Annotated in this window: 21 protein-coding genes and 2 pseudogenes; 7 read left to right on the top strand and 16 right to left on the bottom strand. The window is 65.7% G+C overall.

From position 1 onward, the window contains the following. Nucleotides 1-88 precede the first annotated feature (88 nt). From R0V12_RS03225 to R0V12_RS03215, 3 genes are read right to left on the bottom strand one after another with little or no spacing between them, the layout of a single operon-like run. Nucleotides 89-1,957: a BCCT family transporter gene (locus tag R0V12_RS03225; RefSeq protein WP_320072827.1), complete on the bottom strand. Its 1,869-nt coding sequence runs from the start codon at nucleotides 1,955-1,957 to the stop codon at nucleotides 89-91. A 27-nt stretch (nucleotides 1,958-1,984) separates the two neighbouring features. Continuing rightward, on the bottom strand, nucleotides 1,985-2,758 hold the full coding sequence (locus R0V12_RS03220; protein ID WP_070478030.1) for a CPBP family intramembrane glutamic endopeptidase: 774 nt from the start codon (nucleotides 2,756-2,758) through the stop codon (nucleotides 1,985-1,987). Continuing rightward, nucleotides 2,742-3,401 carry an aldose epimerase family protein gene (locus tag R0V12_RS03215; RefSeq protein ID WP_320072826.1) on the bottom strand — a complete coding sequence of 220 codons (660 nt, stop codon included), beginning with the start codon at nucleotides 3,399-3,401 and terminating at the stop codon, nucleotides 2,742-2,744. Before R0V12_RS03215 ends, R0V12_RS03220 begins: the two co-directional genes overlap by 17 nt. Before the next feature lie 36 nt (nucleotides 3,402-3,437). Between R0V12_RS03215 and R0V12_RS03210 the strand changes: the two genes are divergently transcribed. Next, complete coding sequence (locus tag R0V12_RS03210) at nucleotides 3,438-4,652, top strand: alpha/beta fold hydrolase (protein ID WP_070478028.1); 1,215 nt, start codon at nucleotides 3,438-3,440, stop codon at nucleotides 4,650-4,652. Here R0V12_RS03210 and R0V12_RS03205 read toward each other — a convergent pair. From R0V12_RS03205 to R0V12_RS03155, 11 genes and pseudogenes are all read right to left on the bottom strand, one after another. Further along, complete coding sequence (locus tag R0V12_RS03205; RefSeq protein WP_070478027.1) at nucleotides 4,632-5,540, bottom strand: ribokinase; 909 nt, start codon at nucleotides 5,538-5,540, stop codon at nucleotides 4,632-4,634. The two genes, R0V12_RS03210 and R0V12_RS03205, sit on opposite strands and share 21 nt — an antisense overlap. An 18-nt stretch (nucleotides 5,541-5,558) precedes the next feature. Continuing rightward, nucleotides 5,559-6,884, bottom strand: coding sequence for an ATP-binding cassette domain-containing protein (locus R0V12_RS03200; RefSeq protein ID WP_070478026.1), 1,326 nt, complete (start codon nucleotides 6,882-6,884; stop codon nucleotides 5,559-5,561). Next, a complete protein-coding gene (locus R0V12_RS03195) occupies nucleotides 6,868-7,653 on the bottom strand; it encodes an ABC transporter permease (RefSeq protein WP_070478025.1) in 786 nt (261 codons plus the stop codon). Before R0V12_RS03195 ends, R0V12_RS03200 begins: the two co-directional genes overlap by 17 nt. After that, nucleotides 7,650-8,558, bottom strand: a complete 909-nt coding sequence (locus tag R0V12_RS03190; RefSeq protein WP_320072825.1) for an ABC transporter permease — start codon at nucleotides 8,556-8,558, stop codon at nucleotides 7,650-7,652. Before R0V12_RS03190 ends, R0V12_RS03195 begins: the two co-directional genes overlap by 4 nt. Then, nucleotides 8,555-10,000, bottom strand: a complete 1,446-nt coding sequence (locus tag R0V12_RS03185) for an ABC transporter substrate-binding protein (protein WP_256059858.1) — start codon at nucleotides 9,998-10,000, stop codon at nucleotides 8,555-8,557. The genes R0V12_RS03190 and R0V12_RS03185 overlap by 4 nt, the downstream gene beginning before the upstream one ends. Before the next feature lie 11 nt (nucleotides 10,001-10,011). Next, entirely contained in the window at nucleotides 10,012-10,998 is a 987-nt protein-coding gene (locus R0V12_RS03180; protein WP_070362069.1) for an LLM class flavin-dependent oxidoreductase, read from the bottom strand. Nucleotides 10,999-11,007: 9 nt separating this feature from the next. Next, nucleotides 11,008-12,373 (bottom strand): annotated as a pseudogene (brnQ, locus tag R0V12_RS03175) (branched-chain amino acid transport system II carrier protein). Between the two features lie 59 nt (nucleotides 12,374-12,432). Then, on the bottom strand, nucleotides 12,433-13,563 hold the full coding sequence (locus R0V12_RS03170; protein WP_256059856.1) for a phosphotransferase: 1,131 nt from the start codon (nucleotides 13,561-13,563) through the stop codon (nucleotides 12,433-12,435). Between the two features lie 10 nt (nucleotides 13,564-13,573). Next, on the bottom strand, nucleotides 13,574-15,283 hold the full coding sequence (treS, locus tag R0V12_RS03165) for a maltose alpha-D-glucosyltransferase (RefSeq protein ID WP_070362071.1): 1,710 nt from the start codon (nucleotides 15,281-15,283) through the stop codon (nucleotides 13,574-13,576). A gap of 6 nt (nucleotides 15,284-15,289) precedes the next feature. After that, nucleotides 15,290-16,411 carry a MalY/PatB family protein gene (locus R0V12_RS03160; protein WP_320072824.1) on the bottom strand — a complete coding sequence of 374 codons (1,122 nt, stop codon included), beginning with the start codon at nucleotides 16,409-16,411 and terminating at the stop codon, nucleotides 15,290-15,292. Between the two features lie 52 nt (nucleotides 16,412-16,463). Next, nucleotides 16,464-18,327: pseudogene (locus R0V12_RS03155) on the bottom strand (ABC transporter ATP-binding protein). Between the two features lie 83 nt (nucleotides 18,328-18,410). On the opposite strand from R0V12_RS03155, the gene R0V12_RS03150 reads away from it, so the two are divergent. Together R0V12_RS03150 and idi are read left to right on the top strand one after the other, a co-directional pair. After that, nucleotides 18,411-18,947: a hypothetical protein gene (locus R0V12_RS03150; protein WP_070362074.1), complete on the top strand. Its 537-nt coding sequence runs from the start codon at nucleotides 18,411-18,413 to the stop codon at nucleotides 18,945-18,947. Next, the gene (idi, locus tag R0V12_RS03145; protein WP_320072823.1) at nucleotides 18,947-19,504 is read left to right on the top strand and encodes an isopentenyl-diphosphate Delta-isomerase; all 558 of its coding nucleotides are present in this window, start codon (nucleotides 18,947-18,949) and stop codon (nucleotides 19,502-19,504) included. Before R0V12_RS03150 ends, idi begins: the two co-directional genes overlap by 1 nt. A 1-nt stretch (nucleotide 19,505) precedes the next feature. On the opposite strand, the gene R0V12_RS03140 is transcribed toward idi, so the two are convergent. Further along, nucleotides 19,506-20,750 carry an alpha/beta fold hydrolase gene (locus tag R0V12_RS03140; protein ID WP_320072822.1) on the bottom strand — a complete coding sequence of 415 codons (1,245 nt, stop codon included), beginning with the start codon at nucleotides 20,748-20,750 and terminating at the stop codon, nucleotides 19,506-19,508. A gap of 107 nt (nucleotides 20,751-20,857) precedes the next feature. On the opposite strand from R0V12_RS03140, the gene R0V12_RS03135 reads away from it, so the two are divergent. Genes R0V12_RS03135 through R0V12_RS03120 form a run of 4 tightly spaced genes read left to right on the top strand, consistent with a single transcriptional unit; the run spans nucleotide 20,858 to nucleotide 23,875 of the window. Continuing rightward, nucleotides 20,858-21,598: a class I SAM-dependent methyltransferase gene (locus tag R0V12_RS03135; protein ID WP_320072821.1), complete on the top strand. Its 741-nt coding sequence runs from the start codon at nucleotides 20,858-20,860 to the stop codon at nucleotides 21,596-21,598. A 27-nt stretch (nucleotides 21,599-21,625) separates the two neighbouring features. Further along, entirely contained in the window at nucleotides 21,626-23,602 is a 1,977-nt protein-coding gene (locus R0V12_RS03130) for a M3 family metallopeptidase (RefSeq protein WP_320072820.1), read from the top strand. Beyond that, nucleotides 23,595-23,723 carry a hypothetical protein gene (locus tag R0V12_RS03125; RefSeq protein ID WP_255364707.1) on the top strand — a complete coding sequence of 43 codons (129 nt, stop codon included), beginning with the start codon at nucleotides 23,595-23,597 and terminating at the stop codon, nucleotides 23,721-23,723. Before R0V12_RS03130 ends, R0V12_RS03125 begins: the two co-directional genes overlap by 8 nt. Before the next feature lie 11 nt (nucleotides 23,724-23,734). Beyond that, a complete protein-coding gene (locus R0V12_RS03120; RefSeq protein ID WP_143109958.1) occupies nucleotides 23,735-23,875 on the top strand; it encodes a hypothetical protein in 141 nt (46 codons plus the stop codon). Nucleotides 23,876-23,879: 4 nt separating this feature from the next. On the opposite strand, the gene malQ is transcribed toward R0V12_RS03120, so the two are convergent. Further along, nucleotides 23,880-26,018, bottom strand: a complete 2,139-nt coding sequence (malQ, locus tag R0V12_RS03115) for a 4-alpha-glucanotransferase (RefSeq protein WP_288857906.1) — start codon at nucleotides 26,016-26,018, stop codon at nucleotides 23,880-23,882. Between the last annotated feature and the right edge of the window lie 48 nt (nucleotides 26,019-26,066).

The raw sequence follows: 26,066 nt of genomic DNA, 5'->3' as shown, positions 1-26,066 counted from the left end.
GCTCCCCAAAATCCGGATTACTACAATCCTGTTACTCCCATTTGCGCAAAGGGCTCTGATGAGCCGAGCTGGTCGGCGCCCTGCCGAGCTAGTCCTTCTTGGACCCAGACCCAGACTCAGACTCAGACTCAGAATCGGAGTCTTCGGCTTCGTAGCCGTCGGCCCAGGTGCCGGTTTCGTAGTCGTAGCCGACGTTTTCGCCGTCCTCGTTGGTGCGCTGGTACCAGTCGGTGACGTGGGCGGCGGTGGAGTCGAAGTCGGCGCCGGCGCCCTTGCCTTCGTCGGCTTGGTTGACGGTGAGTTCGAAGTCGTCGCCGTATTCTTCGAGGCCCTTGATGACGGCGGCGCGCATTGCGGAGCGCGCGTAGGTGTTGCGGATTGCGAGTGGGTCGGTGGAGAGATCCCGCAGGAAGGCGATGCCGATGAAGATCAGGATGACGGAGAAGGGCAGCGCGGAGAGAATGGTCAGGGACTGCAGGCCGGACAGCGCGTCTTCGCCGCCGGTGAGCAGCATGACGACGGCGATGCCCATCATGCAGGCGCCCCAGAACAACACGATGAGCTTCTTCGGTGCCGGGTCGCCCTTGGAGGACATGGTGCCCATGACGACGGAGGCGGAGTCGGCAGAGGTGATGAAGAAGATCGAGAGGATGACGATCAGGAGCACCGAGATGATGCTGTACAGCGGTAGCTGCTCAAACATGGCGTAGAGGATGCTTTCGGTGGAGCTGGTGCCGTCGAAACCTGGGATGTTGTCCCGGTTGAAGGAGATGGTGGTGCCGCCGAAGATGGTGAACGCGAGGATGAGCACGGTCGTCGGTACGACGATGGTGACGATGACGAACTGTCGCAGCGTGCGGCCGCGGGAGATGCGGGCGATGAACATGCCGACGAACGGGGTCCACGCAATCCACCATGCCCAGTAGAAGGCGGTCCAGGCCGACTGGAAGTCGAGGGTTTCCGTGCCCCAGGTCAGCGAACGGGACGCCATGTCCATGTACTTGTCGACGTACGCGATCGTGCCGGACGGGATCAGGTTCGTGAGGAACAGGGTCGGGCCGGTGACGAACACGAAGAAGATCGCGCCCAGTGTCAGGGTGATGTTGATGTTGGAGAGGATGCGCACGCCCTTGGACACGCCGGAGACGGCGGAGATCATGAAGCCGGTTGACAGCAGCATGATGATGGCGATGAGCACGCCGGTGGACACTTCGATGCCGCCGACGATGGACACGCCCTCGGTGATCTGCAGGGACGCAACGCCGAGGGATGCCGCTGTGCCGAAGAGGGTGGCGACGATCGCGAGGATGTCGACGATCTTGCTGGTCCATGTCGCCCCACCCTTGGTCAGTGGGGTGAAGATGGAGGACAGGAGGGAGACGCGGCCGCGTCGATACGTCGAGTAGGCGAGTGCACCGCCGACGAGCGCGTAGGCCGACCACGGCGAAACGCCCCAGTGGAAGTGGGACTGCGCCATGGCTTGGTGCAGGGCTTCGGGGGTTTCGGCGTCGACAGTCAGCGGTGGTGGGGTGATGTAGTGGTTGAGGGGTTCGGAGGGGCCGAAGAAGAAGATGCCGACGCCAATACCTGCCGCGAACATCATGGCGATCCAGGAGAAGAAGGAGTACTCCGGTTCCTCGTCGTCCTTGCCGAGCTTGATGGTGCCGAAGCGTGAGAACGCGATGACGAGCATCAGGACGACGCAGCCGGACATGATGATGTTAAACAGCCAGCCGAAGTTGTACATGCCCCAGTTCAGTGCGTTGCCGGCGACTTCGCCGACGGTGTCTGGGGCGGCGATGCCCCAAATGATGAACGCGACGATGAGCACCGCTGTGACACCGAAGACGAGTTTGTCCACCCCGAATCGGTTGCGTTGTTCTTCTACGCTGATCCCGGGGACGAGTCCGGGGTGCATGTCGTCGGGGTAGGCGGGTGCAGCATTGGTGCTGGACATGAGGTGCTCCTTGAGATTGTGAGTCTCTTAGTTAACCGCATCCGGGACGATATGGCTAGTTGGGTCCGGACGTTTTCGGCGGTTGATAGCCAGGAGGAGCAGCGTTGTACCGATGGTGAATGCGGAAGAAAACGCCAGGTCAACCCACCCAAGCTCGGTGGGGCTGGCGTCGGGTTCGATGAAGAAAACAGAGATATTATTAAACGCGTGCATCACCACTGCGGCCTCGAGTCCGCCGGTGTACCAGACAAGGGCGGAGACGCAGATGGTGAACACGAGGATGTCGGTAAGTCCGATCCAGTTGTACTCGTGCAACGCCACGAAGGGGATGACCGGTACCGCGTACGCCACCCACGGCGAGCGCACCCACGTGCCGACGATCTGGGGGATAGCGCCGCGGAACATGAACTCTTCCGACGCCGCCTGAAACGGCGTGATGAGCACGTACATCAGCAGGATTGGCGTGAGGTCGATGTCTTCCCACGGCGTGGTCAGGCCGAACAGTACCAGCATGACCAGGCTGCTGCGAAGCACGATTGGCCAGCGCACGCGGCCCGCCACGCTGACGAGCAGCGCCGGATCGCGTCCGGCCACCCGTGCTGCGAGGAACGCCGCCGGCAGCGTCAGCGCAAGGCTGAGCACGATGGCCAGCTGAGATTCCATGTCGCCGGTGGCGTCCAGGAAGAAGAAGGCAGCCAGCGTCAGCGTGAGGAAGAACGCTACGAGCAGCAGCGCCTCTATGAGCGCGCGCCACCACGGCCGTTCAGCGGCGAGGAGGTGGTACTCAGGGTAGGGCTGCAACGGCGACCTCCAGCGCGATGCTCGCGGAAGCACCCGGGATCAGGGTCACGCCGCGGCGGTCTTCGCCGAGCAGCGCTGGCTCCACGCACACGAAGTGCGCCCAGTCGTCGTCGCCGAGGTCCTCGGCGTCGCGGCAGACGTCGGGGCCGGGGTTCCACACCACGAGGTGGTCGGTGCCGGTGCAGGTAAACGTGAGCTCGCGCGTGGCGTCGCGGAGGACGGCGCTGGTCGCTCCGGCAATCACGGCGTCGGTTTCGTTGCCGAAGCGCAGCGGGCCCTCCACCGTCTTCAACTCGCCGTCGGTTTTGTCGAGGAAGCGGGAGCCTTGGGCACCCGAGAGCTCCGCGGTTGCCGCGTCGCAGGCCCAGTAGGGGTGCAGCGCGATCTGGACGGGCCGCGGGGTGGTCGCCCCGTTGGTGATGGTCAGTTCGAAGCGCGAGCGGGCGTCGTCAAGCTGGCTGCGGAAGACGAGGTGGAAGTTGTCGTGGCTCACGCGCATCGTGTCGCCGTCGTGTTGCCACTCGAGGCTGGTTGCCCAGCCGTGCATCTGCTCGCCGAGGGTCTGTGCGAACCACGGGGCAACAACTGGGATGCCTCCGTGGGCCGGATTGTGCTGGGAATGAAAAAACAGTGGTTGCGTCACGGCTCCCAATGCTAGTGGGGGTATAGCATGAGGGCCATGTCTCTGTTTGCTTCCTCTCTCCACTGCGTTGATGTCCCCTTCGAGCGCGAGGGGGTGCAGCTGTTCGCGCGCATCGTGCGCAGCGCCACGACCGCGAAGGACGCGCCGGCGCTGCTCTTCCTCCAGGGCGGCCCAGGTTTCCCGAGCCCACGCGAGCGCTTCGAGTGGATCGAGTACGCCACCAAGCGCGGCTACCAGGTGGTGCTGCTGGATCAGCGCGGCACGGGCCGCTCCTCCCGCATCGATCGCGCCATGCTTGGCGACGCCACCATCGACTTCACCCGTCTTCGCGCCGACGTCATCGTGGACGACGCGGAAGCGCTGCGCCGCACGCTGGGGCTGGCGCAGTGGGACGTGCTGGGCCAGTCCTTCGGCGGGTTCTGCCTGGTGCACTACATGCTGCGCTACCCGGACTCGCTGCGTGCGGCGCTGTTTACGGGTGGGTTGCCCTCGATCAGCAGGGGCGTGGACGAGGTGTACGAGGCGACGTTCGCCACCGTGCGGGCCCGCCACGAGGAGCTCTTCGAGGCAGTGCCGTGGGCGCAGGAGCGCATCGCGGAGGTGTGCGAGCACCTCGAGCAGCGCGAGGAGTTCCTGCCAACCGGGGAGCGGCTGAGCGCGCGGCGTTTCCGGACCATCGGCACGCTGTTGGGGCAGGAGGGCGGCGCAGGCACGATCGCGGCGCTGCTCGAGGCCCCCTTCCACCCGAATGGTGCGATGCGCACGGACGTGCTTGCGCAGATCGGCGCGCTGGTCAGCTACGAGTCTGGCCCGCTCTACGGGGTGATCCACGAATCCATCTACGGCGGTACCGTACCGGGTGCGACCGCGTGGTCGGCGCAGCGCGTCGCCGAGCGCACTCCCGGCTTCGGCGCCGGCGAAGGGTTGCTCACCGGCGAGCACGTCTTCCCGTTCCAATTCGACGAGGACCCGGCGCTGCGCCCCTTCAAACAGGCAGCGCACGAGCTGGCGGCCAAGGACGATTGGCCCAACCTTTACGCCGGGGCTGCAGGGTTCAACGCAGCCGACCACGGGATTCGGACCGCGGCGGCCGTCTATACGCAGGATATGTACGTGCCGCGCCAGTTCTCCCTCGAGACCGCCGAGGCACTCGGCATCAACGTGTGGGAAAACGACCAGATGCAGCACGACGGGTTGCGCAGACACGGCGAGACCGTGCTGGGTGCGCTGTTAGAAATCGTAGGCGTCTAGCTCGACGGCGCTCGGGTAGGAGGGCTGCGCGCCGGGCTTCGTTACAGCGATCGCGCCGACCTTCGCCGCGACCTTCGCGGCCTCGTCCAGGGTGTCGCCCTCAACCAGGCGGTGGCACAGCGCGCCCGCGAACGCGTCACCAGCGCCAACCGTGTCGACGGCCTCCACCCGAGGCGTGGCCACCGGGCGCAACCCATCCGCGTCGGCGATGAGCGCCCCGGCCGCACCGAGGGTGAGCACGACGGAGGCGAAGCCGGCGTCGAGAAGCTGCTGGGCCAGCTGCTCCGGGGGCTCCTGCGGGGAGACGCCGAGCTGCTCGAGGATGAGGCCGGCCTCGTGCTCGTTGGCGAGCAGCGGGTCGGCGGCGAGCAGTGCTGCGCGGTCCACCTCCACGACGGGGGCAAGGTTGACCACGACGCGCGCACCGTGGGCCTGCGCCAGCTCGACCGCCTTGGCGAAGCCGTCCGCGGGGATCTCGCCCTGCAGCAACACGAGTGAGGCGTCCTCGATGGCGGCGACGTGGCGCTCAACGTGGTTCGCGTCCACCTCGGCGTTCGCGCCGGGCACGACCAGGACGGTGTTCTCGCCATCGGCGGCCACGGTGATCACAGCAAGGCCGGTGACCTCCTCTTTCTGCTCGACGTGGGTGAGGTCCACACCCGCGACCTCCAGGAGCGCGAGCGCCGGTGCCGCGTTCGAGTCCTTACCAACCGCGCCGACTAGCGCCACATGCGCGCCCAGCTTCGCGGCTGCGCACGCCTGGTTGGCGCCCTTGCCTCCGGCGGTGAGCCCGCCGCCTTCGCCCAGTAGGGTTTCGCCCGGGTTAGGGTGGCGGGCAACGTTGACGGTGAGGTCTGCGTTAATGGAACCAACTACTACGATCTTCATACCCACCCACAGTAGCGCCTAAAACATGCTGTCGATGAGGCGCCGCGTGTATTCGTGCTGCGGATTACGCAGGACGTCCTGCGTGCGGCCCTCCTCCACGATTTCGCCCTCGTGCATCACGATCGTGCGAGGGCACAGCGCGCGCACCACGCCGAGGTCGTGGGAGACGAACACGAGGGTGGAGGCGAGCTCGTCGAGCAGGGTGAGCACCTGGTTACGCAGGGTGGCGTCGAGGGCGGAGACGGGCTCGTCCGCAAGCAGGATATCGGGGGTGGCGGCGGTCGCGCGCGCGATAGAGATGCGCTGGCGCTGCCCGCCGGAGAACTCGCGGGGCAAGCGTCGCTCGGTGCCCTCGAGGCCCACCGCGGCAAGCACCTCGCGGGCCCGCCGCGTATCGACGCCCGCCTCCTCCACCGACGCCCCGACCCGCATCCGCGGGTCCAGGGAAGAGTAGGGGTCCTGGAACACCATCTGGCAGCCGCCGTTGATGCGGACCTCCCCGGAGTCGACGCCGCGCAAGCCCGCGATGACGTGCAGGAGGGTGGTCTTGCCGGAGCCAGAACCGCCCACGATGCCGATGCGCTCGCCCCGGCGGACCTCCAGGTTCACGTTGCGTAGTGCTTTGGTGGTGCCGCGGGTGACGGAGACGTCGCGAAGCGTGACCACGGGCGCGCCTACCTCGCGTGGCGCAGTCGCGAGCGTGGGCAGCGTCGGGTTGAGCAGTTTGCGCGAGTAGGCGCTGTCCGTCGGCTCGATCGACCCAGCGCGAAACACCAGAACTTCCTGCGTCATGTGCCTGACCACCGGCATGTCGTGGGAGATGAACAGCAGCCCCATGCCGCGGCGGCGGACCACGGCGTCGATGAGGTCCAGGATCTGGCGTTGGACGGTGACGTCAAGGGCGGTGGTGGGCTCGTCGCAAAGCAAGAAATCGGGGTCGCCGGCGAGGGCAAGCGCGATGAGCACGCGCTGGCGCTGCCCGCCGGAGAGCTCGTGCGGGTAAGCCTCGGGGCGGTCGACGCCGACTTCCTGCAGCAGGTGCCGCGGCACGACCTTGCCGATCTTCTTGAGCGGGTCGAGTGCCGTCATGGGTTCTTGGAAGACCATTGCGACGCGAGAGCCGCGCACGCGGCGGCGGGTCCGCTCGGAGGTGCCGATCATTTCGACGCCGTCGACGGTGATGGAGCCTTCCGCGGGGAGGTCCGTGAGCCCCATGATGGACAGCGCCGTGAGTGACTTGCCGGACCCGGACTCGCCGATGATGCCGAGGCGCTGGCCGCGCTCGAGCGTGAAACTGATGCCGTGCAGCAGGCCCTCGATGCGGAGGTTAGAAACGTTGATCACGGTGGCCTCCTGCTACGTTGCACGCGAGAATCGTCAGCGCGATGGCCAGCGCCGGCCACAGCGCAAGGTGCGGGGCTGTGGCCAGGTAAGGCTGGCTGGCCTGCAGCATCCGGCCCCAGGACGCAAAGGGCGCCTGCACACCGAAACCGAGGAAGGACAGGCCCGACTCGGCCAGCACCGCCATGGAAAACGCCACCGCGATCTGGGTGATGACCACCGGCAGGATGTTCGGCAGCACGTGGCGCCACGCCACCATAATCCCAGGCACCTTGTTCAGGCGCGCGGCCAGGATGTAGTCCTGGGACATCACGCGAAGCGTGGCTACCCGCGAGACCCGAACGAACCCGGGGATACCCGCGATGCCAAGGGCGAGCACCACGATCCACATGCTGGCGCCGAATGCAGCGGTCAACGCGATGGCCAGCAGCAGCGCCGGAAACGCCATGAGCACGTCGCTGCCGCCCATGACGGCGCGCTCCGTCCAGGAGCGTCGCATGCCCGCGAGCACCCCGAGTGGCACGCCCACGAGCAGGGAGAGCGCGGCGGCACCTGCGCTCGCAGCAACGGTGTAGCGCGCGCCCATCATGATGCGCGAGAGTAGATCGCGGCCCAGCTCGTCGGTGCCGAGCAAGTGCGTAGCGCTTGGTGCGGCGAGGCGCTGCGCCGGCATGGCCTGCAGCGGGTCGTAGGGCGTCCACACTAGGGAGAGCACCGCCACGAACACGATGGCCCCCAGCGTTATCCACCCAGCTATTCGTTTCGGGTTCACTTCGCCCTCCTGACACGCGGGTCAACGACCCCGTAGGCGATGTCCACGAGCGCGTTGACCAGTAGCGTAAACGCCACCAGCAGCATCATCGTGGACTGCACCGCTGTGATATCGCGGTTGCGCACCGAGTCCAGCAGGAAAGAGCCAAGGCCGGGGATGGCGAAGACTTGCTCCACAACCACGGCGCTGACCACCAGCGCGGACAGCTGGATCCCCACCACCGTGAGCACCGGCAGCGCGGCGTTGCGAAGCACGTGCTCGCGCACCACCTGCGTCATGCTCGCACCGGTAGAGCGCGCGGTGCGCACGTAGTCGCGCTCGAGCTCCTCGGAAACCGCGGTGCGGATATACCTCGCCAGGATCGCCGTCTGCACGGCGGTCAGCGACAGCACCGGCAACACCGCGTGCGCAGCCGTGCCCCACCCGTTGGCAGGCAACCAGCCCAAACGCACCGAGAACACCGCCACGGCCACAATGCCGACAACGAAGCTCGGCACCGCCATGCCCAGCTGCGTCAGCCCGGACAGCACCGCACTGTTTCGCCGCGCCAGCCAGATCCCGACAGGAAGCGCGATGGCCAGCGACAACACCATCGCAGCCACCGCCAACACCAGCGAGACCCCCGCGCGCTGCCAGATCACCGGACCCAGGTCCGCGCCGCTGGCCAGCGACACCCCGAAGTCACCGCGCAGCATCGCGACAATCCAGCTCACGTATTGGGCCACCAGCGGGCGGTCCGTCCCTAACGTGTGCGACAGCTCCGCCACCGCTTCATCCGAGGCGTTGAGCCCAAGCGCGATGCGCGCCGGGTCGCCCGGGATGGCGCGCAGCAGCAGGAAAATCACCACGCTGGCCGCGGCGAGCAGCGCGAGCAGCCGCAGCAGCGTTGATGCAACGTGTTTCATCGGCGCACCTCGTTCAGTGGCAGGGAATCGGTGACCACGTTCGGGTCAAGCCCGTGCACGCCCGGCGCGTAGAGCACGATGTTCGGCGCGTTAACCAGGGTGAGCGCCCCGGCATCCGCCATGATGGTGTCCACCGCGGCCCGCAGGTCGCCCTGCGCCATGAGCTCGCGGGCGTGCGCGGAGTCGTAGCCGAAGTAGTAGTCCGGGTTGCCGAACATGTGCACCATGTCGCGCGGCTCCACGTGCGAGATAATCGACGCCTGATAGTCGTGCTGCTTGTGCACCTTGTTCAGCCACACCGCCGGGAACTCGACGGTGTGCAGCGTGACGCGGAAGCCGACGCTGCGAAGCTGGGAGTAGATGAGCTCGCTGGCGGTCTGGGCGTACGGCAGGCTGGGCACCTCGATGGTGACCTCAGGGGTGCGTCCGGCGAGCAGCTCCCGCGCCTTGTCCGGGTCGAAGGGGTAGTAGTTGGTGCCGGTAAACCATGGGTCGGTTGGTGGGACGGGGGCGCCGCCGGTGTCGGTGGCAAGCCCGTTGTAGACCACCGCGTTGAGCGCGTCACGGTCGATCGCGTAGGCGGCGGCGCGCCGCACGGTGACGTCGTCGAAGGGTGCAGCCTTGTTGTTCATGCTGAAGATCACCTCGCCGTTGGTGGTACCGACCGCAGTGGTGATGTCGTCTGGCAGGGCGTCGAGGAGCTGCGGCGCCTGCATCGCCCACACGACGTCCACATCGCCGACGCGCAGCGCGTTCACCGCGGCGATGGCGTCGCCGAAGTAGCGGATCATGGCCCCGCTTTGCGGCTTTGTGCCCCAGTAATCGGGCCGCGGGTCGAAGGCAATCGAGTGGCCGGGCTCAAACGAGCGCAGCGTGTACGGCCCGGTGCCCAACGGGTTTCGAGCGAGCCTTCCCACGGAGTCGGGCGTCATCATCGCACCCGTCATCGTGCCCATGGACCACAGCCACTGCTCGCTCGGTGCCTTCAGCGTTACCTCGAGCGTGCGCGGGTCCACCGCGCGCGCGGATGCGACCGGGTCCATATTCTCCTTGATGCCGTTGACCCAGGATTCCTTCACATAGTTGATGGAGAAGACGGCGTCGCTGGCGTCGAAGGGGGAGTCGTCGGAAAAGGTCACGCCCTCGCGCAGGTCGAAGGTGTAGACGGTGCCGTCGTCGCTTACGCGCCACGAGGTCGCCAACCACGGCTGTGGCTCGCCGTTGGCGTCAATACGCACGAGCGTCTCGTAGATGTTGCCCATCAGCGCCTGGGGTGCGGCGGCACCGCCGATGGAGGTGAAGTCGAGGCCCGCAGGGGGCCCTTGCGTTGCGACGACCACATCCTCCCTGGGCGTCGCGGGACCACATGCAGCGAGGCTCAGTCCGAGCGTGGCGCCGAGCGCGGACGCCACCAGCCCGCGCGACAGGGTGCTGAAATGCATGAGTGTAGAGTCTAGCGGTCCCAGACTCCTGCGAGAATTTCCATCGAACGCAGCGCCTCTTCATGCGTTGGGGCCTGCAGCGAAATCATCAACTCGTCCGCGTGCGCGGTGGCGGCGAAGTCGGTGAGGTAGTCGCGGACCTGATCACCGGTACCGGCCGCGGTGTAGCGCAGCATGCCAATAATCTGTTGGCCCTGTGGGGAGCGCACAACCTCGTCGAGCTGCTCGTCGTTGAGCATGGTGCCGCGGCGGCCGATCATGGCGCGCACCCGGTTGCGGTGCACCAGGTGGGTCTGGCGCTCGGCGTCCTCGGCGGTGTCCGCGGCGGTGACGTTTACGGCCGCGATGCAGTAGGGCTCCGGGTAGCGCTCGGACGGCTCGTAGTTCTCCTTGTAATACACCGTGGCCTGCTCCAGCATGTTGGGCGCGAAGTGGGAGGCAAACGAGTACGGAAGGCCGAGCTTCGCTGCGAGCGACGCCCCGAACATGGAGGAGCCGAGGATATACAGCGGCACGTTGGTGCCTGCGCCCGGCACGGCGGTCACCCCGGCCAGCGGGGAGTTGTCGCTCAACCACGCCTGTAGCTCGAGCACGTCTTCCGGGAAGTGCTCGGCCGCCCGCGGGTCGCGCCGCAGCGCCCGGCCGAGCGTTTGCTGGTCGGTGCCCGGGGCGCGGCCAAGCCCGAGATCAATACGGTTCGGGTAGAGCTCCTCGAGCATCCCGAACTGCTCCGCAACCACGTACGGCGAGTGGTTCGGCAGCATCACGCCACCCGCGCCGAGCCGAATGCGCTCGGTTTTCGCCCCGATGTGGGCAATGAGCACCGCGGGCACCGAGGAGACAATGCTGTGCATGTTGTGGTGCTCGGAGTACCAAATACGCGAATACTCCAGCGATTCCGCCTTCTGCGCGAATGCAACGGAACGCTGCATTGCGTCGGCGACGGACTCGCCGGAGTATCTGGTGCAAAAATCAATCAGTGAGAGTGGGGTAGACATGGCCCCACACTACGCGTTGACGTCCTCCGCGTGTTGCTTCGGGCGGGCCAGGTCCACGACCAGGCCAATGACGAACGCGACGACCACCGGCAGGACCCAGCCGAGGCCCGCGGAGTCGAGCGGAGCCCACGTCACCAGCGGACGCAAGGCGTCGGCGCCCCAGTCCAGGGAAATGAAGGTCTCGATTGCGGACCAGACCACAGCAACCCAGAATCGGCAGGAAGAACGCCCAGCGGAAGGTCAGGCGGCGCTTGAACGCTGGCTCGACCAGGGTGACGAAGATCAAGGCAATGGCCGGCGGGTACAGGAAGCCGATGACCGGTGCGGCAATCGTCATCACGAAGTCCAGGCCCTGGGTCGCGATGACCATCGAGGCGATGGTGAAGATGACTGCCCACGTGCGGTAGGCGCCGCCAAACTCAGTGGAGAAGTACTCTGCGGTCGCGGTGATTAGGCCGACTGCGGTGGTCAGGCAGGCCAGCAGCACGATCAGTGAGAAGATGACCTGGCCCGCCTGGCCCATCGTCAGGTTGGAGGCTTCAGCCAGCAGGCCTGCGCCGTTATCGAACTGGTCGGAGTCCGGCATCACGCGACCGATCATGCCCAGCCCGACGTAGATGAGTGCCAGCAGCGCGCCCGCACCAACGCCAGCTGCGATGGTGCCGTTGACCAGCTTTTTGCCCTCAGGGAAGCCCTTCGAACGCAGCGTGGAAATCACAACAATGGAGAAGGCCAGCGCGGCGATGGAGTCCATCGTCAGGTAGCCCTCCAGCAGGCCGGTCGGGTACGGGCCGGACTGGTAGTGTTCCGAAGGGGCGGAAGGCTCTACGTCCCAGCGGAACAGTGAAACGGCGATCATCACGATCAGCAGGATCACCAGCGCCGGAGTGAGGAACTTACCGAGCTTTTCCATGATGGTGTTCGGGTTCCAGCTCAGCGCCAGGGCAATGCCGAAGAAGATGACGTTGAACACGCCCGAGGCGAACAGGCCGGACACACCGAACAGCGGGGTGATGGCCGTTTCCATCGACACCGCGCCGGTACGTGGCAGCGCGTAGAACGCGCCGATGGACAGGTAGGCGAGTACCGGGAAGATAACACCGAAGATGCTGCCTGCGCGCTGCGCGAGGTCGCGCACGTTCGTGCCGGACAGTGCAATAGCGATGACCGCCAGCACCGGCAGCAGCGCGCCGGTGCTGAGGAAGCCGAGGATGGCAGGCCAGAAGTTATCGCCTGCCTGGACGGCCAGGATTGGTGGGAAAATCAGGTTGCCGGCACCGAAGAACATGGAAAACAGTGCCAGCGCGGTGACGACGACCGCCTGGGTGGAGTTCCCCTGTTTCGTGCCCGTTTGAGCGTTCTGTGTATGGTCCATTGCCACACAGTACAACACACAGCGAAAAAATGGGAAATCTTTTCCATTCTGTGAGACGTTTATACGAGTGTTTCGATCGCCCTCAACGGAATCTCCACCCAATCTGGGCGGTTGTTCGCCTCGTACACCACCTCGTACGCAGCCTTATCCACCACGTACGCTGCAAGAACCGGGTCCTCGCTCGCGGGGGCAGTGCCGTAACCCTCCAACAGCTTTTCGACGTGCTCCCGCTCCCAGGCAGCGTCAAACCCGCCCACAGCCGCGGCGTACCCGTAGGAGCGGATCATCCCAGCTACGTCCCGCAGCGGGTGATCCGGCAGACGGCGCTCCTGCAGCGGACGGGCTGGCTCGCCCTCGAAGTCGATGAGGAACCACTGGGAATCCGTCTTCAGCGTCTGTCCAAGGTGGAGGTCGCCGTGGACGCGCTGCGTGGTCAGCGTCGGAGCGGCGGTGGCGGCGGAGCTGGCGTCGAGAAGCGAGTAGAGCTTCAGGATGCGCTCGCGGTACTGCTCGAGCACCGGCGCGCGCTGGATGTAGGAGTCCAAGTGGTGCGTGAGCCGTGTGCGCAGGGACGACGGGCTGGCGGTCTCGGTGGGGAAGGCCTCGGCGAGCGCGGTGTGCACCTGGCGGATCGCCGTGCCGAGCGCCTTGGTGTCGCTGGTGTCGAGCGTGCCGCCTGTGGCGAGCACGAAGCCGTCGGTGCCGCCCACAATGCAGTCCTGCTGCATCGCAAGGGTCTGGCCGTCGCGGGTAGCGTAGCCGCGCACCGCGGCGACCGCGGGGCAGTCCGCGATCTGGCTCAGCAGCTCCACGTCCGGGTTCAGCCCGTCCTCGAGGCGGCGGAATACCTTCACGATGTGCTCGCCGACCACCAGCGAGGTATTCGATTGCTCGGCACCGAGCGGGCGCGCGCCGGCGGAGTCGATGGCGCCCTCTACCGCGCCGAAGGATGCGACGTTAGCCAGGTAGGCCTCGGCGCCCTCGGGGGTGTGCAGGACGTCGGGGGTGCCGGTGGCGTCGACAAACACTTGGTAGTGGTCGACTGTGCCGCCGTGGTGCACCGCGAGAATCTGCCAGGTGAAGCGCTCACCGGTGGTTGGGGAGGTGACATCTTCCGCGGCGACGACGTCGATGGCGTCGACTGGCTCGGACTTCGCGCCGTAGAAGCGCTGCGCAGCAATATCAATCATGTGACCAATGTTAGGAGATATCGAACCAGAAGAAGCCATGAGGCGCGAGTGTGCTCAGCCACGGCAGCTCACCGATGGCCGGGAACTCCTCACCGCCGGTCAGCTCACGGGGCACCACGCCGTTGTAGTGCGACAGGTCCATCTCGACGGCCTGCGGGCGCGAAGACATGTTGTGCACGCACAGGATTCGCTCGCCCTCATACTCGCGGATAAACGCCAACACCTGCGGGTTTGCGTGATCCACCTCGATGTAGGAGCCTCGGCCGAACGCGCGGTACTGCTTGCGGATCATGATCATCTGGCGCACCCACTGCAGCAGCGAGTTCTCCAGCTTCATCTGGGATTCCACGTTGACAATGTCGTAGCCGTACTGGTCGTTGCGCACCGGCGGCAGGTAGAGCCGCTCCGGATCCGCCTTGGAAAAGCCACCGTTGCGGTCGTTCGACCACTGCATCGGGGTGCGCACACCGTCGCGGTCAGGCAGCCAGATGTTGTCGCCCATCCCGATCTCGTCGCCGTAGTACAAAAACGGCGAACCGGGCAGGGACAGCAGCAGCGCGTGCGCCAGCTGCAGGCGCCCGCGGTGCCCACCCAGCAGCGGGGCAAGGCGCCTGCGGATGCCCACGTTGGCGCGCATCCGCGGCTCGAACGCGTAGTTCTGGTACATGAACTCGCGCTCCTGGTCCGTCACCATCTCCAGCGTGAGCTCGTCGTGGTTGCGCAGGAACATGCCCCACTGCGCGGACTCCGGAATCGGCGGCGTCTCGCGCAGGATATCGACGATCGGCTGCGCCAGCTCCTGGCGAATCCCCATGAAAATGCGCGGCATGACCGGGAAGTGGAACGCCATCTGGCACTCGTCACCCTCGCCCTCACCGAAGTAGGCGACGACCTCCTCCGGGAGCTGGTTCGCCTCCGCGAGCAGGAAGCGGCCCGGGTACTCCTCGTCGAACAACGCGCGGACCTTCTTAATGAACTCGTGCGTCTCCGGCAGGTTCTCCGAGGAGGTACCCTCGCGCTCGAAGAGGTACGGGATGGCGTCGAGGCGGATGCCGTCCATCCCCAGATCCAGCCAGAAGCGGATGACGTCCAAAATCTCCTGCTGGACCGCCGGGTTGTCGTAGTTCAGGTCAGGCTGATGGGAGAAGAAGCGGTGCCAGAAGTACTGCTTGCGCACCGGGTCGAACGTCCAGTTGGACTCCTCGGTGTCAATGAAGATGATGCGGGTCCCGGCATACTTCTCCGGGTCATCCGACCACACGTAGTAATCCCCGTACGGGCCCGACGGGTCGCGGCGAGACTCCTGGAACCAGGGGTGCTGGTCGGAGGTGTGGTTGATCGGAAAGTCTGTGATGATGCGGATCCCGCGACGGTGGGCGGCGTCGATAAGGGAGACGAAGTCTTCCACCGTGCCGAACTCCGGCAGCACCTTGCGGAAATCCCGGATGTCGTAGCCGCCGTCCTTCAACGGCGAATCGTAGAACGGTGGGATCCAGAGGCAGTCGACGCCGAGCCACTGCAGGTAGTCCAGCTTGGACTCCAGGCCCTGTAGGGTGCCGGAGCCGGTGCCGTTCGGGTCGAAGAAAGCGCGGACCAGCACCTCGTAAAATACTGCGTCCTTGTACCACTCCGGGTCAGGGCGCTCCCACGGCTCGGCGGCCGGGGTGGGAGTGGAGAAGTCGGTGGCCTGCGGGGTAGGAAGTTTGTCGTTTTCGTTCATGCTTCCTCACAGTAGCTTGATTGCCTCAGCCATGCGCCGGACGGCTTCCTGCAGGATCTCGGGCGAGGTGGCGAAGTTGAGGCGCGCCTTGTGCGCGCCGCCGGGCCCGAAGCTGGTGCCCTCGTTGAGCGCCACGCCCGCGTGTTCCAAGAGCCATTCGGCCGGGGTCTCGGTGGTGAGCTTCGTGCCGGAAAAGTCCACCAACAGCAGGTAGGTCGCCTCCGGGACGGGGAAGGTGATGCCGGGGATCTGCTTCGGCAGCTCCTCGACGAGCCAGTCGCGGTTCGCCCGCAGCTGCTCGACCTGCTGGTCTAGGTACTCGGTGCCCTGCCCGTAGCAGGCCTCCGCAGCCACGATGCCCAGCGTGCCCGTGCCTTCCTTTGTGATGTCGGACAGCGCGTTCCAGGTAGCCACGTCCTCATCGTTGGAGAAGAGCATCTGCGCGCACTTCAGGCCTGCCACGTTCCAGGCCTTCGACGTCGCCGTGATCGTGATGCACACGTCCGGGTTGTGCTCGGCGGCGCACACGTGGCTGCCCTCGTAGACGATCGGGGCGTGGATCTCGTCAACGATGACGCGGCCCCCGTAGCGGCGCGCGATGTCGCAGATCGCGTTCAGCTCCTCGCGGCTGAAGATGTAGCCCCACGGGTTCATCGGGTTGGTCACGATAATGGAGCCGGCACCGTTGCGAAACGCCTCCTCGACCTCTGCCAGGTCCAGGCCGCCCTCGCTGCCGACGTCCACGCGATTGCGCCCCGCGGTTGAGGCGATCTCGAGGAAGGGGAAGTACGCCGGCACGGGCACGATGACGTCGCCTTCGGTGAAGTGCTCGATCGCAAGCAGCACGCCGCGCACCACGTCGGGGACAGTAAAGATGCGTGCAGGGTCCGGCCGCCAGCCGTAGCGCTGGGCGTAAAACTCGGAGACGTTCTTTGCCAGGCACTGCGCGCGAGGTGCGGGCGTGTAGCCGAGGCATTCGCGTTCGACGGCGTCGAGCACCGCAGCTTTGACGGGTGGGGCGGTGGGGAAGTCGCTTTCGGCGATAAACAGTGGCAGCACGTGCTCGTCGTGCACGGTCCACTTGCGGGTACGGCGGTCGCGGAGGGTGGAAAGGTCTGGGAACTTCATGTCCCACGACTGTAGTCAGGCCACCCTCACACGCCACAGGCCCGCGAGGTTGCTACTCCTCCTCGCTGTCGTCGGTGTGGAAGCCGAAGGCCTGTAACCTGGCACGATCCGCCGCCGAGGAGGACGCGGTGAGCCGTAGCAGCTCTGAATAAATACCGCCGGAGACCGCAAGCTCCGCAGGGGTGCCAATTTCGTCGATGCGGCCGTCGCGCAGGGTGATAATGGTATCGACATCCGCGATGGTGGATAGTCGGTGTGCGATCATGATGGTGGTGCGGTCCTCCATCAGCGCGTCGAGTCCTGCCTGCACGGCGCGCTCCGCCTTCGTGTCGAGGGCGGAGGTGGCTTCGTCGAGAATCAAGAATCGGCGCGTCCTTCAGCATCGCACGCGCGACGGCGACGCGCTGGCGCTGCCCGCCGGACAGGCGCAGGCCGCGCTCGCCGATGACGGTGTCGTAGCCTTCGGTGAACTTCATGATGAAGTCGTGCGCGTTGGCGCGCTTAGCCACCGCGACCACCTCGTCCATCGTCGCGTCCGGCTTACCGTAGGCGATGTTCTCAAACACCGTGCCCGAGAACAGCGCCGCCTCCTGGAACACCACGCCCGTGGTCGCGCGCAGCTTTTCGACGCCCAGCTCCGCCAGATCCTGCCCGCACACCTTCAGGGTGCCTTCCTGGATGGGGTAGAGGCCCAGCAGCAGGTTCACGATGGTGGACTTGCCACCGCCGGACTCACCAACCAGGGCGACCTTCTCTCCAGCGTGGGCGCGAAAGCTCATGTCGTGGATGACGGGCTCGCCTGGCTCGTACTCGAAGGTGACTGAGTCGAACTCCACGACGGGCTCGTGGACTGGCAGCGGGCGGTGCTTTACAACGGTGAGCTCCGGCACACCTGAGGTCTGGGTCGCGGCGACGAGCTCGCGGTTCGCGGTGGGCTCCACCTCCTCGTCCATGACCTGGAAGTAGTCACGGGAACCGGCGACGGCGCGCTGGGCACTGTCGACGATCCAGCTCAGCATCATCACCGGCTGACGGGCCATGGTGACCAGCTGGATGAGCATGACCATGTCGCCGATACTGAAGTGGCCCTGGATGGTGCGCACGAACAGGATCATGTAGATCCCCATGAAAATCAGCGACATCGCCAGCCCGCGCAGGGCGTCCATGGAGTGCCACCAGCGCGACTGCGGGCGGGTGATGCTCACCGTGTTGTTGTAGTGGTTGCCGAACTTGTCCAGCTCACGGACCTCCGCCACGTATGACTTGGTCACCTTGACCTGGCCGACGACCTCCGCGAAGCGCCCGTTCGCTTCGTCGATCTGCGCGTTCTTCTCCGCCTCCCACTTCTGCCACCGCTTCGAGGTCAGCGCCGTCAGCCACGTGTAGATGGGGAAGAGCGCCAGCAGCAGCAGGGTCAGCGGCCAGTAATAAAAGGAGGTGATGATGAGGATGGCGATGATCTGGATGATCATCGGCAAGAAGTTGTTGGAGAAAGACTGGATGAACTGTGTCACCGAGGCAATCGAACGATCCAGCCTGGCAATGATGGTGCCGGTGACCTGGGTGTCGAAGTAGCGCTGCGGCAGCGACAGCAGCTTGGCGAAGTAGCGGGTGGACAGGATCTGCCGGATCCTCGCCGCCATGACGTCGCCGAGGTAGCCGGAGACATTTTTCGCCAGCCCGCTGAGCGAGGTCGCAATAAACAGCGCGAACGCGAGCCACAGGACGGTGCGCACTGGGTCGGCGGGCGCGTTGGCTGACTCGTTGATGGCGTCGACAATTGTGTCGGTGGCCTCGCGCACGATGAAGGGAGAAATCAGCCCGAGGCCTGCAACAACCGTCGAGATGATGACGATGGCGAGGTAGAACGGCCACAGGGCGGAAGCGCTTTGTAAAACACGGGTGAGAGATTGCATAGGTGGCCCAGCGTAGCGCGGCCGGGTGAAACTCGTACAATAGTGACCAATTGTTTTCGCTTGAACCATATGAAAGGGCACCGATGCGCCACCACACACTGTCAGCTGCGGTCTTGCTGCTCGTTACTACTCTCACGCTGGGCGGGTGCGTGTCTGAGGATGACACCGCAACATCCACTGACATCGAGGTGACGACGCCCACTGGCGCCCCACAGCCGGAGTTCCACCAAGAGCAGGTGGACCCGGTGACCTCCACGGAGATCACCGGCGAGCGCGTCGACGACCCGAAGATGGAGCTGTCCTACAAGTGGCAGGGCAGCAGCTACGGCACCGGCGCCGGCAGCATTATCGTCGTGGCAGTGACGAACAAGAGCGACGTGCCAATGCCCGTTGACGTGCTCAAGCCGAAGCTGCGCTACAACACCGGCAACAACAAGTTTGTCGACGCCAACCCGATCAGCGCCGAGCAGGCAGGGGTGGACATCCTCGGCGTGGACCGCCCGCTGGGTCCGGGGGCAACCACGAACGCGAAGTATGCCTTCGACGTGACCCCGGATGGCCTGTGGGATGCGGAGTTTACGATCGGCAACGTGAAGTTCAAGGGGAACCTGAATAACTAATGCGCGAAGAAGTAATCCTGCTCAGTGAAGACGGCGCGCCGATCGGCTCCGCGGACAAGGCCGCAGTTCACACCGGGGACACCCCGCTGCACCTGGCGTTTTCCTGCTGGCTGTTCAACGAGGATGGCCAGCTGCTGCTCACCCGGCGCGCGTTGGGGAAGAAGACGTGGCCCGGAGTGTGGACGAACTCCTTTTGCGGCCACCCCGGCCCCGGCGAGGACGTGTCGGCGGCGATCCTGCGCCGCTCGGTCGAGGAACTGCGCTTGCCGGAGGGGGCTGTGCTGGACGTGACGCCGGTGCTGCCGGAGTTCCGCTACCGTGCGGTGGATTCCTCCGGCATCGTTGAGTACGAAGTCTGCCCGGTGTACTCCGCGCGCCTGGCGCCGGGCCACGAGGCTGTGGACCCGAACCCGGACGAGGTGGACTCGTTGCACTGGGCGGACCCCGCCGACGTTGTTCGCGCGGCGGACGCGACCCCGTTCGCGTTTTCGCCGTGGCTGGTCGAAGAGCTGGCGGATAAGCGGCTGCGCGCTGTGCTGGAGCGCGCCGGGCGCTGACTTACTGGTTGAACGCCTCCCGAACGCTGCGCAGCGGATCCTCCACGACGGTCGTGGTGTCCGCGCTGAGCGAGGCGCGCAGGACGTTTCGGCCCGGGCGGTAGGTGGGCCAGTCGGCCTGCCCGCTGCTGATGTAGCTGTAGACAAGTTGACCGATGCGCGTTGTGGGTTCCCCGAACAGCGTGTCCAGCTCGTAGCTGTGGCCAAGTGGCGTATCTGCGCAGAACTCGATCTGGCGGATGTCGGCGGGGCCGTGCTCGCAGGCGGCGTTGACCCAGCGGCGGATCAACGCGTCCGAGAAGAACCTCCCCGCGAGTTTGCCGGGGTCCGTGGTTCGTGCGGCCTCGATGTAGTTGCGCCGGGCTGCCGCGCTTTTGGCGCCGAAGAATCGGCCGAAGCAGCGGATGAACGTGGCGCCAAAGGCGTTGAAGCCCTCGCCGGACTGGTGGAACTCCTCGCGGGTGGAGGTGACCACGATTGGTACCTCGGCGAGCTCCGCAGGCTCGAAGGGTGCCGGGCCAAGCGCGATGTCGTGGAAGTACTGGGTGCGGAAGCGCTGGTAGGCGCGCTCGATGGCGTCCGGGCGGCGCTCGGCCAACCAGTTGAGGTCGAGGCGCGTCAGCGGCGTGCCGAGCGCCCCGCGCGCCGCCCACTTGCGCTGCGCAAAGGGCACGCGCGGAAACGCGGGGGACAGCGCCAGCACGCGCCGGAACGCTCCCTGGTAGTGGTCGCGGCGCGCCAACCAGAGCGCCAGCGCCGCCCCCGCCGAGTGCCCGACCAGCGTGACGTTGGTTGGGTCGCCGCCGAAGTGCTCGATGTTGCGCAGCACCCACCGCAGCGCCTCCTGGCAGTCCTCCACCGCGCGGAACGACGTGTCATTGGTGAAGGGGAGCAGTCCAGGGAATTTTCGACGGTACCCCACCCGCACCTGCACGACGCCTTGCTTCGCGAACGCCTCCGGCTGGGAGGTGGTCTCACAGTGGTTGCCTTCCTCGAAGCGGCCGCCGTGCAGATAGACCATCACCGGGTAGTCGTCGAGGGCCCGCGCCGTCGCCGGGGTGGTGATGCTCAGCCCGATGGTGTCTGGGTGCGGCGTGGTGGCGTCGATGAGATGACCCTCGGGGGCGGGGCGTGGGGGATTGAAAGGGACGTCGATACGCGAGTAGGGGATGGAGTAGAACTCGCGGGTGGCTGTGGTGGCGGTGCCGGTGATCGCGCCGGCGGGGCAGGTGATGGTGACGTCCATGACAGGCCAGTCTAAACGCTTCCGCCAAGTTCCTCGACGAGCTGCCGAAGGTGACTTATGCTAGTGAGTGATTATTGTCTTTCTTCTGTAGGAATGAGTTGTCCCAAATGACAGATACCCAAGCACGCATCACCGAGTACTGGGCAGGCCGGGCTGAGGCATACCACCGCGAACACAGGACAGCAGAGCGCGCCAAGGCAGACCGCGCAGCGTGGACTGACATCTTCAAGCGCTACATGCCGCAGGACGCGGTTCGCGTGTTGGACATGGGCACGGGTGACGGCTACATTGCGCACATCATTGCGGAGCTCGGCTACGCGGTCGTCGGCGTGGATGCGTGCGAACCAATGCTCGATGAGGCCCGCGACGAAGCGGAGCTCCGCCAGGAGGAAGGCATCAACACCCCACTGTTTGCCGAGGTCGACGTGACGGACCTGCCCTCGTCCTTCTACGACTTCGACGTCGTTGTCAGCCGCTACCTGCTGTGGACGCTGCGCGAGCCGACGGAGGCGATCCGTGGGTGGGCCGAGGCGCTGAAGCCTGGCGGTCTGATCATCGCAGCGGACGCGACCTGGTTCCCGAACGGGATCTCGAAGGAAACGCAGGTCATCTCCGATAACGGCCCGGACTCTTTCGTGCTGACCTACACCGACGACGTACTCGAGGAGCTGCCGTTGGCGACGGCCGACTCCCCGGAGGCATACGCAGAGGTCTTCCGCGCCGCTGGCCTGGAGGACGTCGAGGTCGTTGAGCTGCCGGAGATTACCAAGATCGACGAGGAGTTCGGCACGCCACAGGGACACGAATCGCGCCCGACCTTCCTGGTGATTGGTCGTAAGTCGGCCTAACTTGCGCTCCAAGTAGGATGGGGCGCTATGACTGACAATCCGTTGTTGCACCCGTCCGAACTGCCTTACGGGCTGCCTGATTTTCAGGCGATCCGTCTCGAGCATGTGCTGCCCGCCTTTGAGCGGGCGCTTGTGCTGCATGAAGAAGAAATCGCCCGCATCTGTACTGAGGAGACCCCGACGTGGGAGAACACCGTCGAGGCGCTGGAGCGCGCGGGCAGCGACTTAGAGCGAGTCTTGGCATGGTTTTTCAACCTGCAGGGCACCGACGGTTCGCCTGAGTTCGACGAGGTGGCGGACGCGATCGTGCCGCGCCTGTCTGCGCACACGGACGCGATCTACCAGAACCAAGAGCTTTATGGCCGCCTGCGTGCGGTGGAGGCCCCGGCGGACGAGGAGTCGCGCCGCCTCTACGACCTGCTGCTGCGCCGGTTCACCCGCCGTGGCGCGGAGCTCGACGAGGCAGGCAAACAGCGCCTGCGCGAGCTGAATCAGCGCCTCTCGGAGCTTTCCGAGCAGTTCGGCCGCAACCTACTCGCGGACACGACGAAGCTCGCGGTGCGCATGACCCGCGACGAGCTGGCGGGCTTGAGCGAGGAGCAGCTCGCCGCCTACCGCGACGCAGAGGACCCAGACAACCCAGACGCCTACGTCGTGCCGATCGAGCTGCCGACGACCCAGTCGCTGCAGGCCGAGCTCGAGTCCAGCAGCGCGCGCCACAAGCTGTTCGACGCCTCCCGCCAGCGCGGCCGTGACACCAACAGTGCGCTCGTGGTCGAGTCGGTGCGGCTGCGCCAGGAGCGCGCGAAGCTGCTCGGCTTCGACACGCATGCCGATTACGTCATCGCGGAGGAAACCGCGGGTAGCGCTGCCGCGGCTCGCAAGCTCATCAGTGACCTCGCGCCCGCGGCCGCGTCGAACGCCGCCGCGGAACGCAAGCTCGCAGGCGAGCTGGCCGGGATGGAACTGGACGGCGCGGATTGGCCGTACTGGGAGGCACGCCGCAGGGAGGAGGCCTTCGCGGTCAACGACGCGGAGCTGCGCAAGTACTTCCCGCTGCAGCAGGTGCTGCGCGACGGCGTTTTCTACGCCGCGAACCTGCTCTACGGCATCACGGTTACCCAGCGCGAGGACCTGCACGGCTACCGCGACGACGTCCAGGTGTGGGAGGTCAAAGAGGAAGACGGCACCGGCATTGGCCTGCTGCTGACGGATTACAGGGCGCGGACGTCGAAACGCGGGGGAGCGTGGATGAGCTCCTTTGTGGACCAATCGACGCTGACCGGCACGAAGCCAGTAATGGTCAACGTGATGTCGCTAACCTCCGACCTACTCACGATCGACGAGGTCACGACCGTCTTCCACGAGTTCGGCCACGCGCTGCACGGACTGCTGTCCAACGTGCGCTACCCGACGCTCTCCGGCACCAACGTGCCGCGCGACTGGGTGGAGTTCCCCTCCCAGATCAACGAGAACTACGCGTTCGCGCCGGAGATTATCCGTAACTACGCGCGCCACGTGGACACCGGCGAGGTCATCCCGGATGCGCTGCTGGAGGCGGTGCGCCAGGCCCGGACGTTCGAGCAGGGCTTCGCCACCGCGGAGTACCTGGCGGCCTGCGCGATTGACCTGGCGTGGCACTCACTCGACGGCGAGGTGCCCGAGGACATTGACGCCTTCGAGCAGCGCGCACTCGAGAAGGTTGGCCTGGATGTGGAGGGCCTCGAGCCGCGCTACCGCTCAACGTGGTTTAACCACATCTTCGCGGGCGGCTACTCGGCGGGCTACTACTCCTACCTGTGGGCGGAGGCGTTGGACGCCGACGGCTACCAGTTCATCGAGGAATCCGGTATCAACCGGGACAGCGGCCAGCGGTTCCGGGACACGGTGCTCTCGGTTGGTGCCGCGCGCGACTACGCCGAGGCCTACCGCGCCTTCCGCGGCCGCGACAAGGACACGCGTGCTCTGCTGGTCCGCCGCGGGCTCGAGGGCAGCGATGTTTGATCTGTCGCCGTGGCTGCAGACGCCACTGATCCTGCTGGTGGCGCTGCCGCTCGCGGGGGTGGCGTCGTGGGCGATGCTGCGTTTGAGTGACTGGATCGCGTACAAAATTTCGAAGAAGTAAGGTGGTCAACTATGGCCAACCCTGAAGAACTCCGCAGACGCGATCAGCAGCTTCCGAAGCAGAAACGCAAATACCCACAGTCCCGTGTCACACAGGCACTGTGGGTGATGATTGCGCTGGTCGTCGTCGCGGCCCTGGCCGGGCTGTTCTAGCGCTCTAGCGTTTCGACGCCTCCGCGACCCGACCGAACAGCTCGATACTCGGCAGGTCCTCGATGAGGACCGCCTTGCCGTTGTTGTCCGTCAGCGGGATGCACCAGTTGGAGTACTGCTCCGCGTTGGTACCCGGCTGGTTCTGGATGCGGGTATCGCCGACCATATCCACCAGGTTCGTCACCGTCATCGCCGATGGGGTAGCGGCGATGAAGCGGGTCAGGCCGACGAGCAGGTCCTCCACGTCGACGTCGCGCGCGAATTCCTCTGCGCTCAGGTGCGTGAACTCGGTGTGCTCGAGGGAGGTGCCGTGGAAGTGGCCGTCCTCGCGCACGCGGTCAAGCACGCGGGCCTGCCACTGGTGGTCGTTCTCGTTGAGCTCTTCGAGCGGCTCTTCGATCAGGCCGAGCTCGTCGCGCAGGATGTTGTGCGCGAACCGCAGGTAGCCAGCGGTCGGCGGCAGGTCATGCGTGCCGACGGCCGACAACGCCAAGCGGCGGTAATCCCAGGTGTGCAGCGGGGAGCCGTCGTCGTACGACTCGAACCACAGCACCGTCGTCCCAAGGATGCCCTTGTCCTGCAGGACGTCCTGGACCCACGGCTCAAACGTGCCCAGGTCTTCGCCAACCACCACGGCGTTCGCACGCTGCGCCTCGAGCACCAGGGTACCCACCATGGCCTCGTGGTCGTAATTCATGTACGTGCCGAACATCGGGGAGACGTTCCGCGGCATCCAGAATAGGCGGAAGAGACCAAGGATGTGGTCGACGCGGATGCCGCCGGAGTGGCGCAGCACGGTGCGCAGCAACTCACGCCACGGCTCGTAGCCGGCCTCGGCGAGCGCCTGCGGGTGCCATGGCGGCTGCGACCAGTCCTGGCCCTGCTGGGAGTACTGGTCCGGCGGGGCACCGACGGACGCCTCGGGGACGAGCACGTTGGCAAGCGTGTTGGCGTCGGCACCATCGGGGTGGATCCCCACCGCGAGGTCGGTCATGATGCCGACCTTCATGCCCGCTGCCAGCGCCTTGTCCTGGGCGCGGCGGCGCTGCTCGTCGGCGATGAACTGCAGCCACATGTAGAAGCGTGTGAGTTCCTCGAGTTCCTCGTCGAGCTCGTGGCGCGACGGCGCGGTCTCCATTGCCTCCACGGCGCACCAGCGGGCGAACTCCTCGAGGCCTTCGCCCTCGTCGAGGCAGAAGAGCTCGAAGTCGTGGGTGCGGCGCTCATCGGCGCAGGCGATGAAGAACAGCTCGCGAAGTACGGCGAGCTTCGTCTCGAAGATTTCGTTGCGACGCAGCGGCTCCGCACTGCGGTTGAGTGCCTTCAGCGGAGCGACCATGCGCTCAATCTGGACCTTCGCGTCCTTGTCAAGCTTGTAGTACTCATCAACCGCCTCGACAGAGATGTAGATCGGGTTGACGAAGCGGCGCGACGTCGGCAGGTACGGCGAGTCCTCCACCGGCGGAATTGGCTGCGCGGCGTGCACCGGGTTGATCAGCAGGTAATCAGCGCCCTGCTCAGCCAGCAGCACCGCAAGCGTTCCGAGATCCTCGAAGTCGCCGATGCCCCAGGACTGCTCGGAGCGCACCGAGTACAGCTGCGCCATCACACCGAAGACCGGGTTATCGATGTAGCGCTGGTTGCTCTCCAGACGCGCCGGGACCACCAGCAGCGGGCAGGAGTCCTTGAAGTTATCGGACTCCAGGTGCAGCGTGTGGTAGCCCGGGGGCAGGTTGCCCGGCACGTGGAAGGTGGCCTCGCCCCAGACCACGCCGGCGACGTCGGCAGTTGGTGGTGCCCAGTTTTCGTCCTGGTAAGTCTCGCGCGGGGTGCCGTCCTCAAGCTGGATCCAAGTGTGGGCTGGGTGGCCGTCGTGCACGTGGACGTTGAAGTGGCGCTCCTGCCCGGCCGTGGCCACAACGCAGGGCGGCAGCGGGCGGGTTGCCCAGTACTGGTGCCTGGCGTGAATGAGGTGGTGCAGCTCCTCGTCGGAGGGGGCGTCGCTAATGTTGACGCCCAGGGCCTGCAGCAGAGAGATGAACGATTCCGGCGGCGGGGTGGTCATCGCACCGTTGGAAGCGCGGTAGCTTGTGCCGAACCCGTACGCGGAAGCTAACGAATGGAGTAGTTCTACGTTGGTCACATCAACCCATTGTGCCAAAGAACTGATGTTTTGCAGAGTGGAGCTCAC

The sequence above is a fragment of the Corynebacterium sp. UMB2355A genome (assembly GCF_033877495.1).
Lineage (GTDB): Bacteria > Actinomycetota > Actinomycetes > Mycobacteriales > Mycobacteriaceae > Corynebacterium > Corynebacterium pseudogenitalium.
Note: the sequence above shows the minus strand (reverse complement) of the source record. Positions and strands in the feature narration are given on the sequence as shown.

Bases quoted from the DNA above. Each gene is read 5' to 3' on its own strand.
- treS (WP_070362071.1), bottom strand. From the start codon at position 15,283: ATGAACGAAAACGACAAACTTCCTACCCCGCAGGCCACCGACTTCTCC.
- R0V12_RS03180 (WP_070362069.1), bottom strand. From the start codon at position 10,998: ATGTCTACCCCACTCTCACTGATTGATTTTTGCACCAGATACTCCGGC.
- R0V12_RS03210 (WP_070478028.1), top strand. From the start codon at position 3,438: ATGTCTCTGTTTGCTTCCTCTCTCCACTGCGTTGATGTCCCCTTCGAG.
- idi (WP_320072823.1), top strand. From the start codon at position 18,947: ATGCGCGAAGAAGTAATCCTGCTCAGTGAAGACGGCGCGCCGATCGGC.
- R0V12_RS03135 (WP_320072821.1), top strand. From the start codon at position 20,858: ATGACAGATACCCAAGCACGCATCACCGAGTACTGGGCAGGCCGGGCT.
- R0V12_RS03225 (WP_320072827.1), bottom strand. From the start codon at position 1,957: ATGTCCAGCACCAATGCTGCACCCGCCTACCCCGACGACATGCACCCC.
- R0V12_RS03160 (WP_320072824.1), bottom strand. From the start codon at position 16,411: ATGAAGTTCCCAGACCTTTCCACCCTCCGCGACCGCCGTACCCGCAAG.
- R0V12_RS03185 (WP_256059858.1), bottom strand. From the start codon at position 10,000: ATGCATTTCAGCACCCTGTCGCGCGGGCTGGTGGCGTCCGCGCTCGGC.
- R0V12_RS03130 (WP_320072820.1), top strand. From the start codon at position 21,626: ATGACTGACAATCCGTTGTTGCACCCGTCCGAACTGCCTTACGGGCTG.
- R0V12_RS03170 (WP_256059856.1), bottom strand. From the start codon at position 13,563: ATGATTGATATTGCTGCGCAGCGCTTCTACGGCGCGAAGTCCGAGCCA.
- R0V12_RS03205 (WP_070478027.1), bottom strand. From the start codon at position 5,540: ATGAAGATCGTAGTAGTTGGTTCCATTAACGCAGACCTCACCGTCAAC.
- R0V12_RS03120 (WP_143109958.1), top strand. From the start codon at position 23,735: ATGGCCAACCCTGAAGAACTCCGCAGACGCGATCAGCAGCTTCCGAAG.
- R0V12_RS03140 (WP_320072822.1), bottom strand. From the start codon at position 20,750: ATGGACGTCACCATCACCTGCCCCGCCGGCGCGATCACCGGCACCGCC.
- R0V12_RS03150 (WP_070362074.1), top strand. From the start codon at position 18,411: ATGCGCCACCACACACTGTCAGCTGCGGTCTTGCTGCTCGTTACTACT.
- R0V12_RS03190 (WP_320072825.1), bottom strand. From the start codon at position 8,558: ATGAAACACGTTGCATCAACGCTGCTGCGGCTGCTCGCGCTGCTCGCC.
- R0V12_RS03125 (WP_255364707.1), top strand. From the start codon at position 23,595: ATGTTTGATCTGTCGCCGTGGCTGCAGACGCCACTGATCCTGCTGGTG.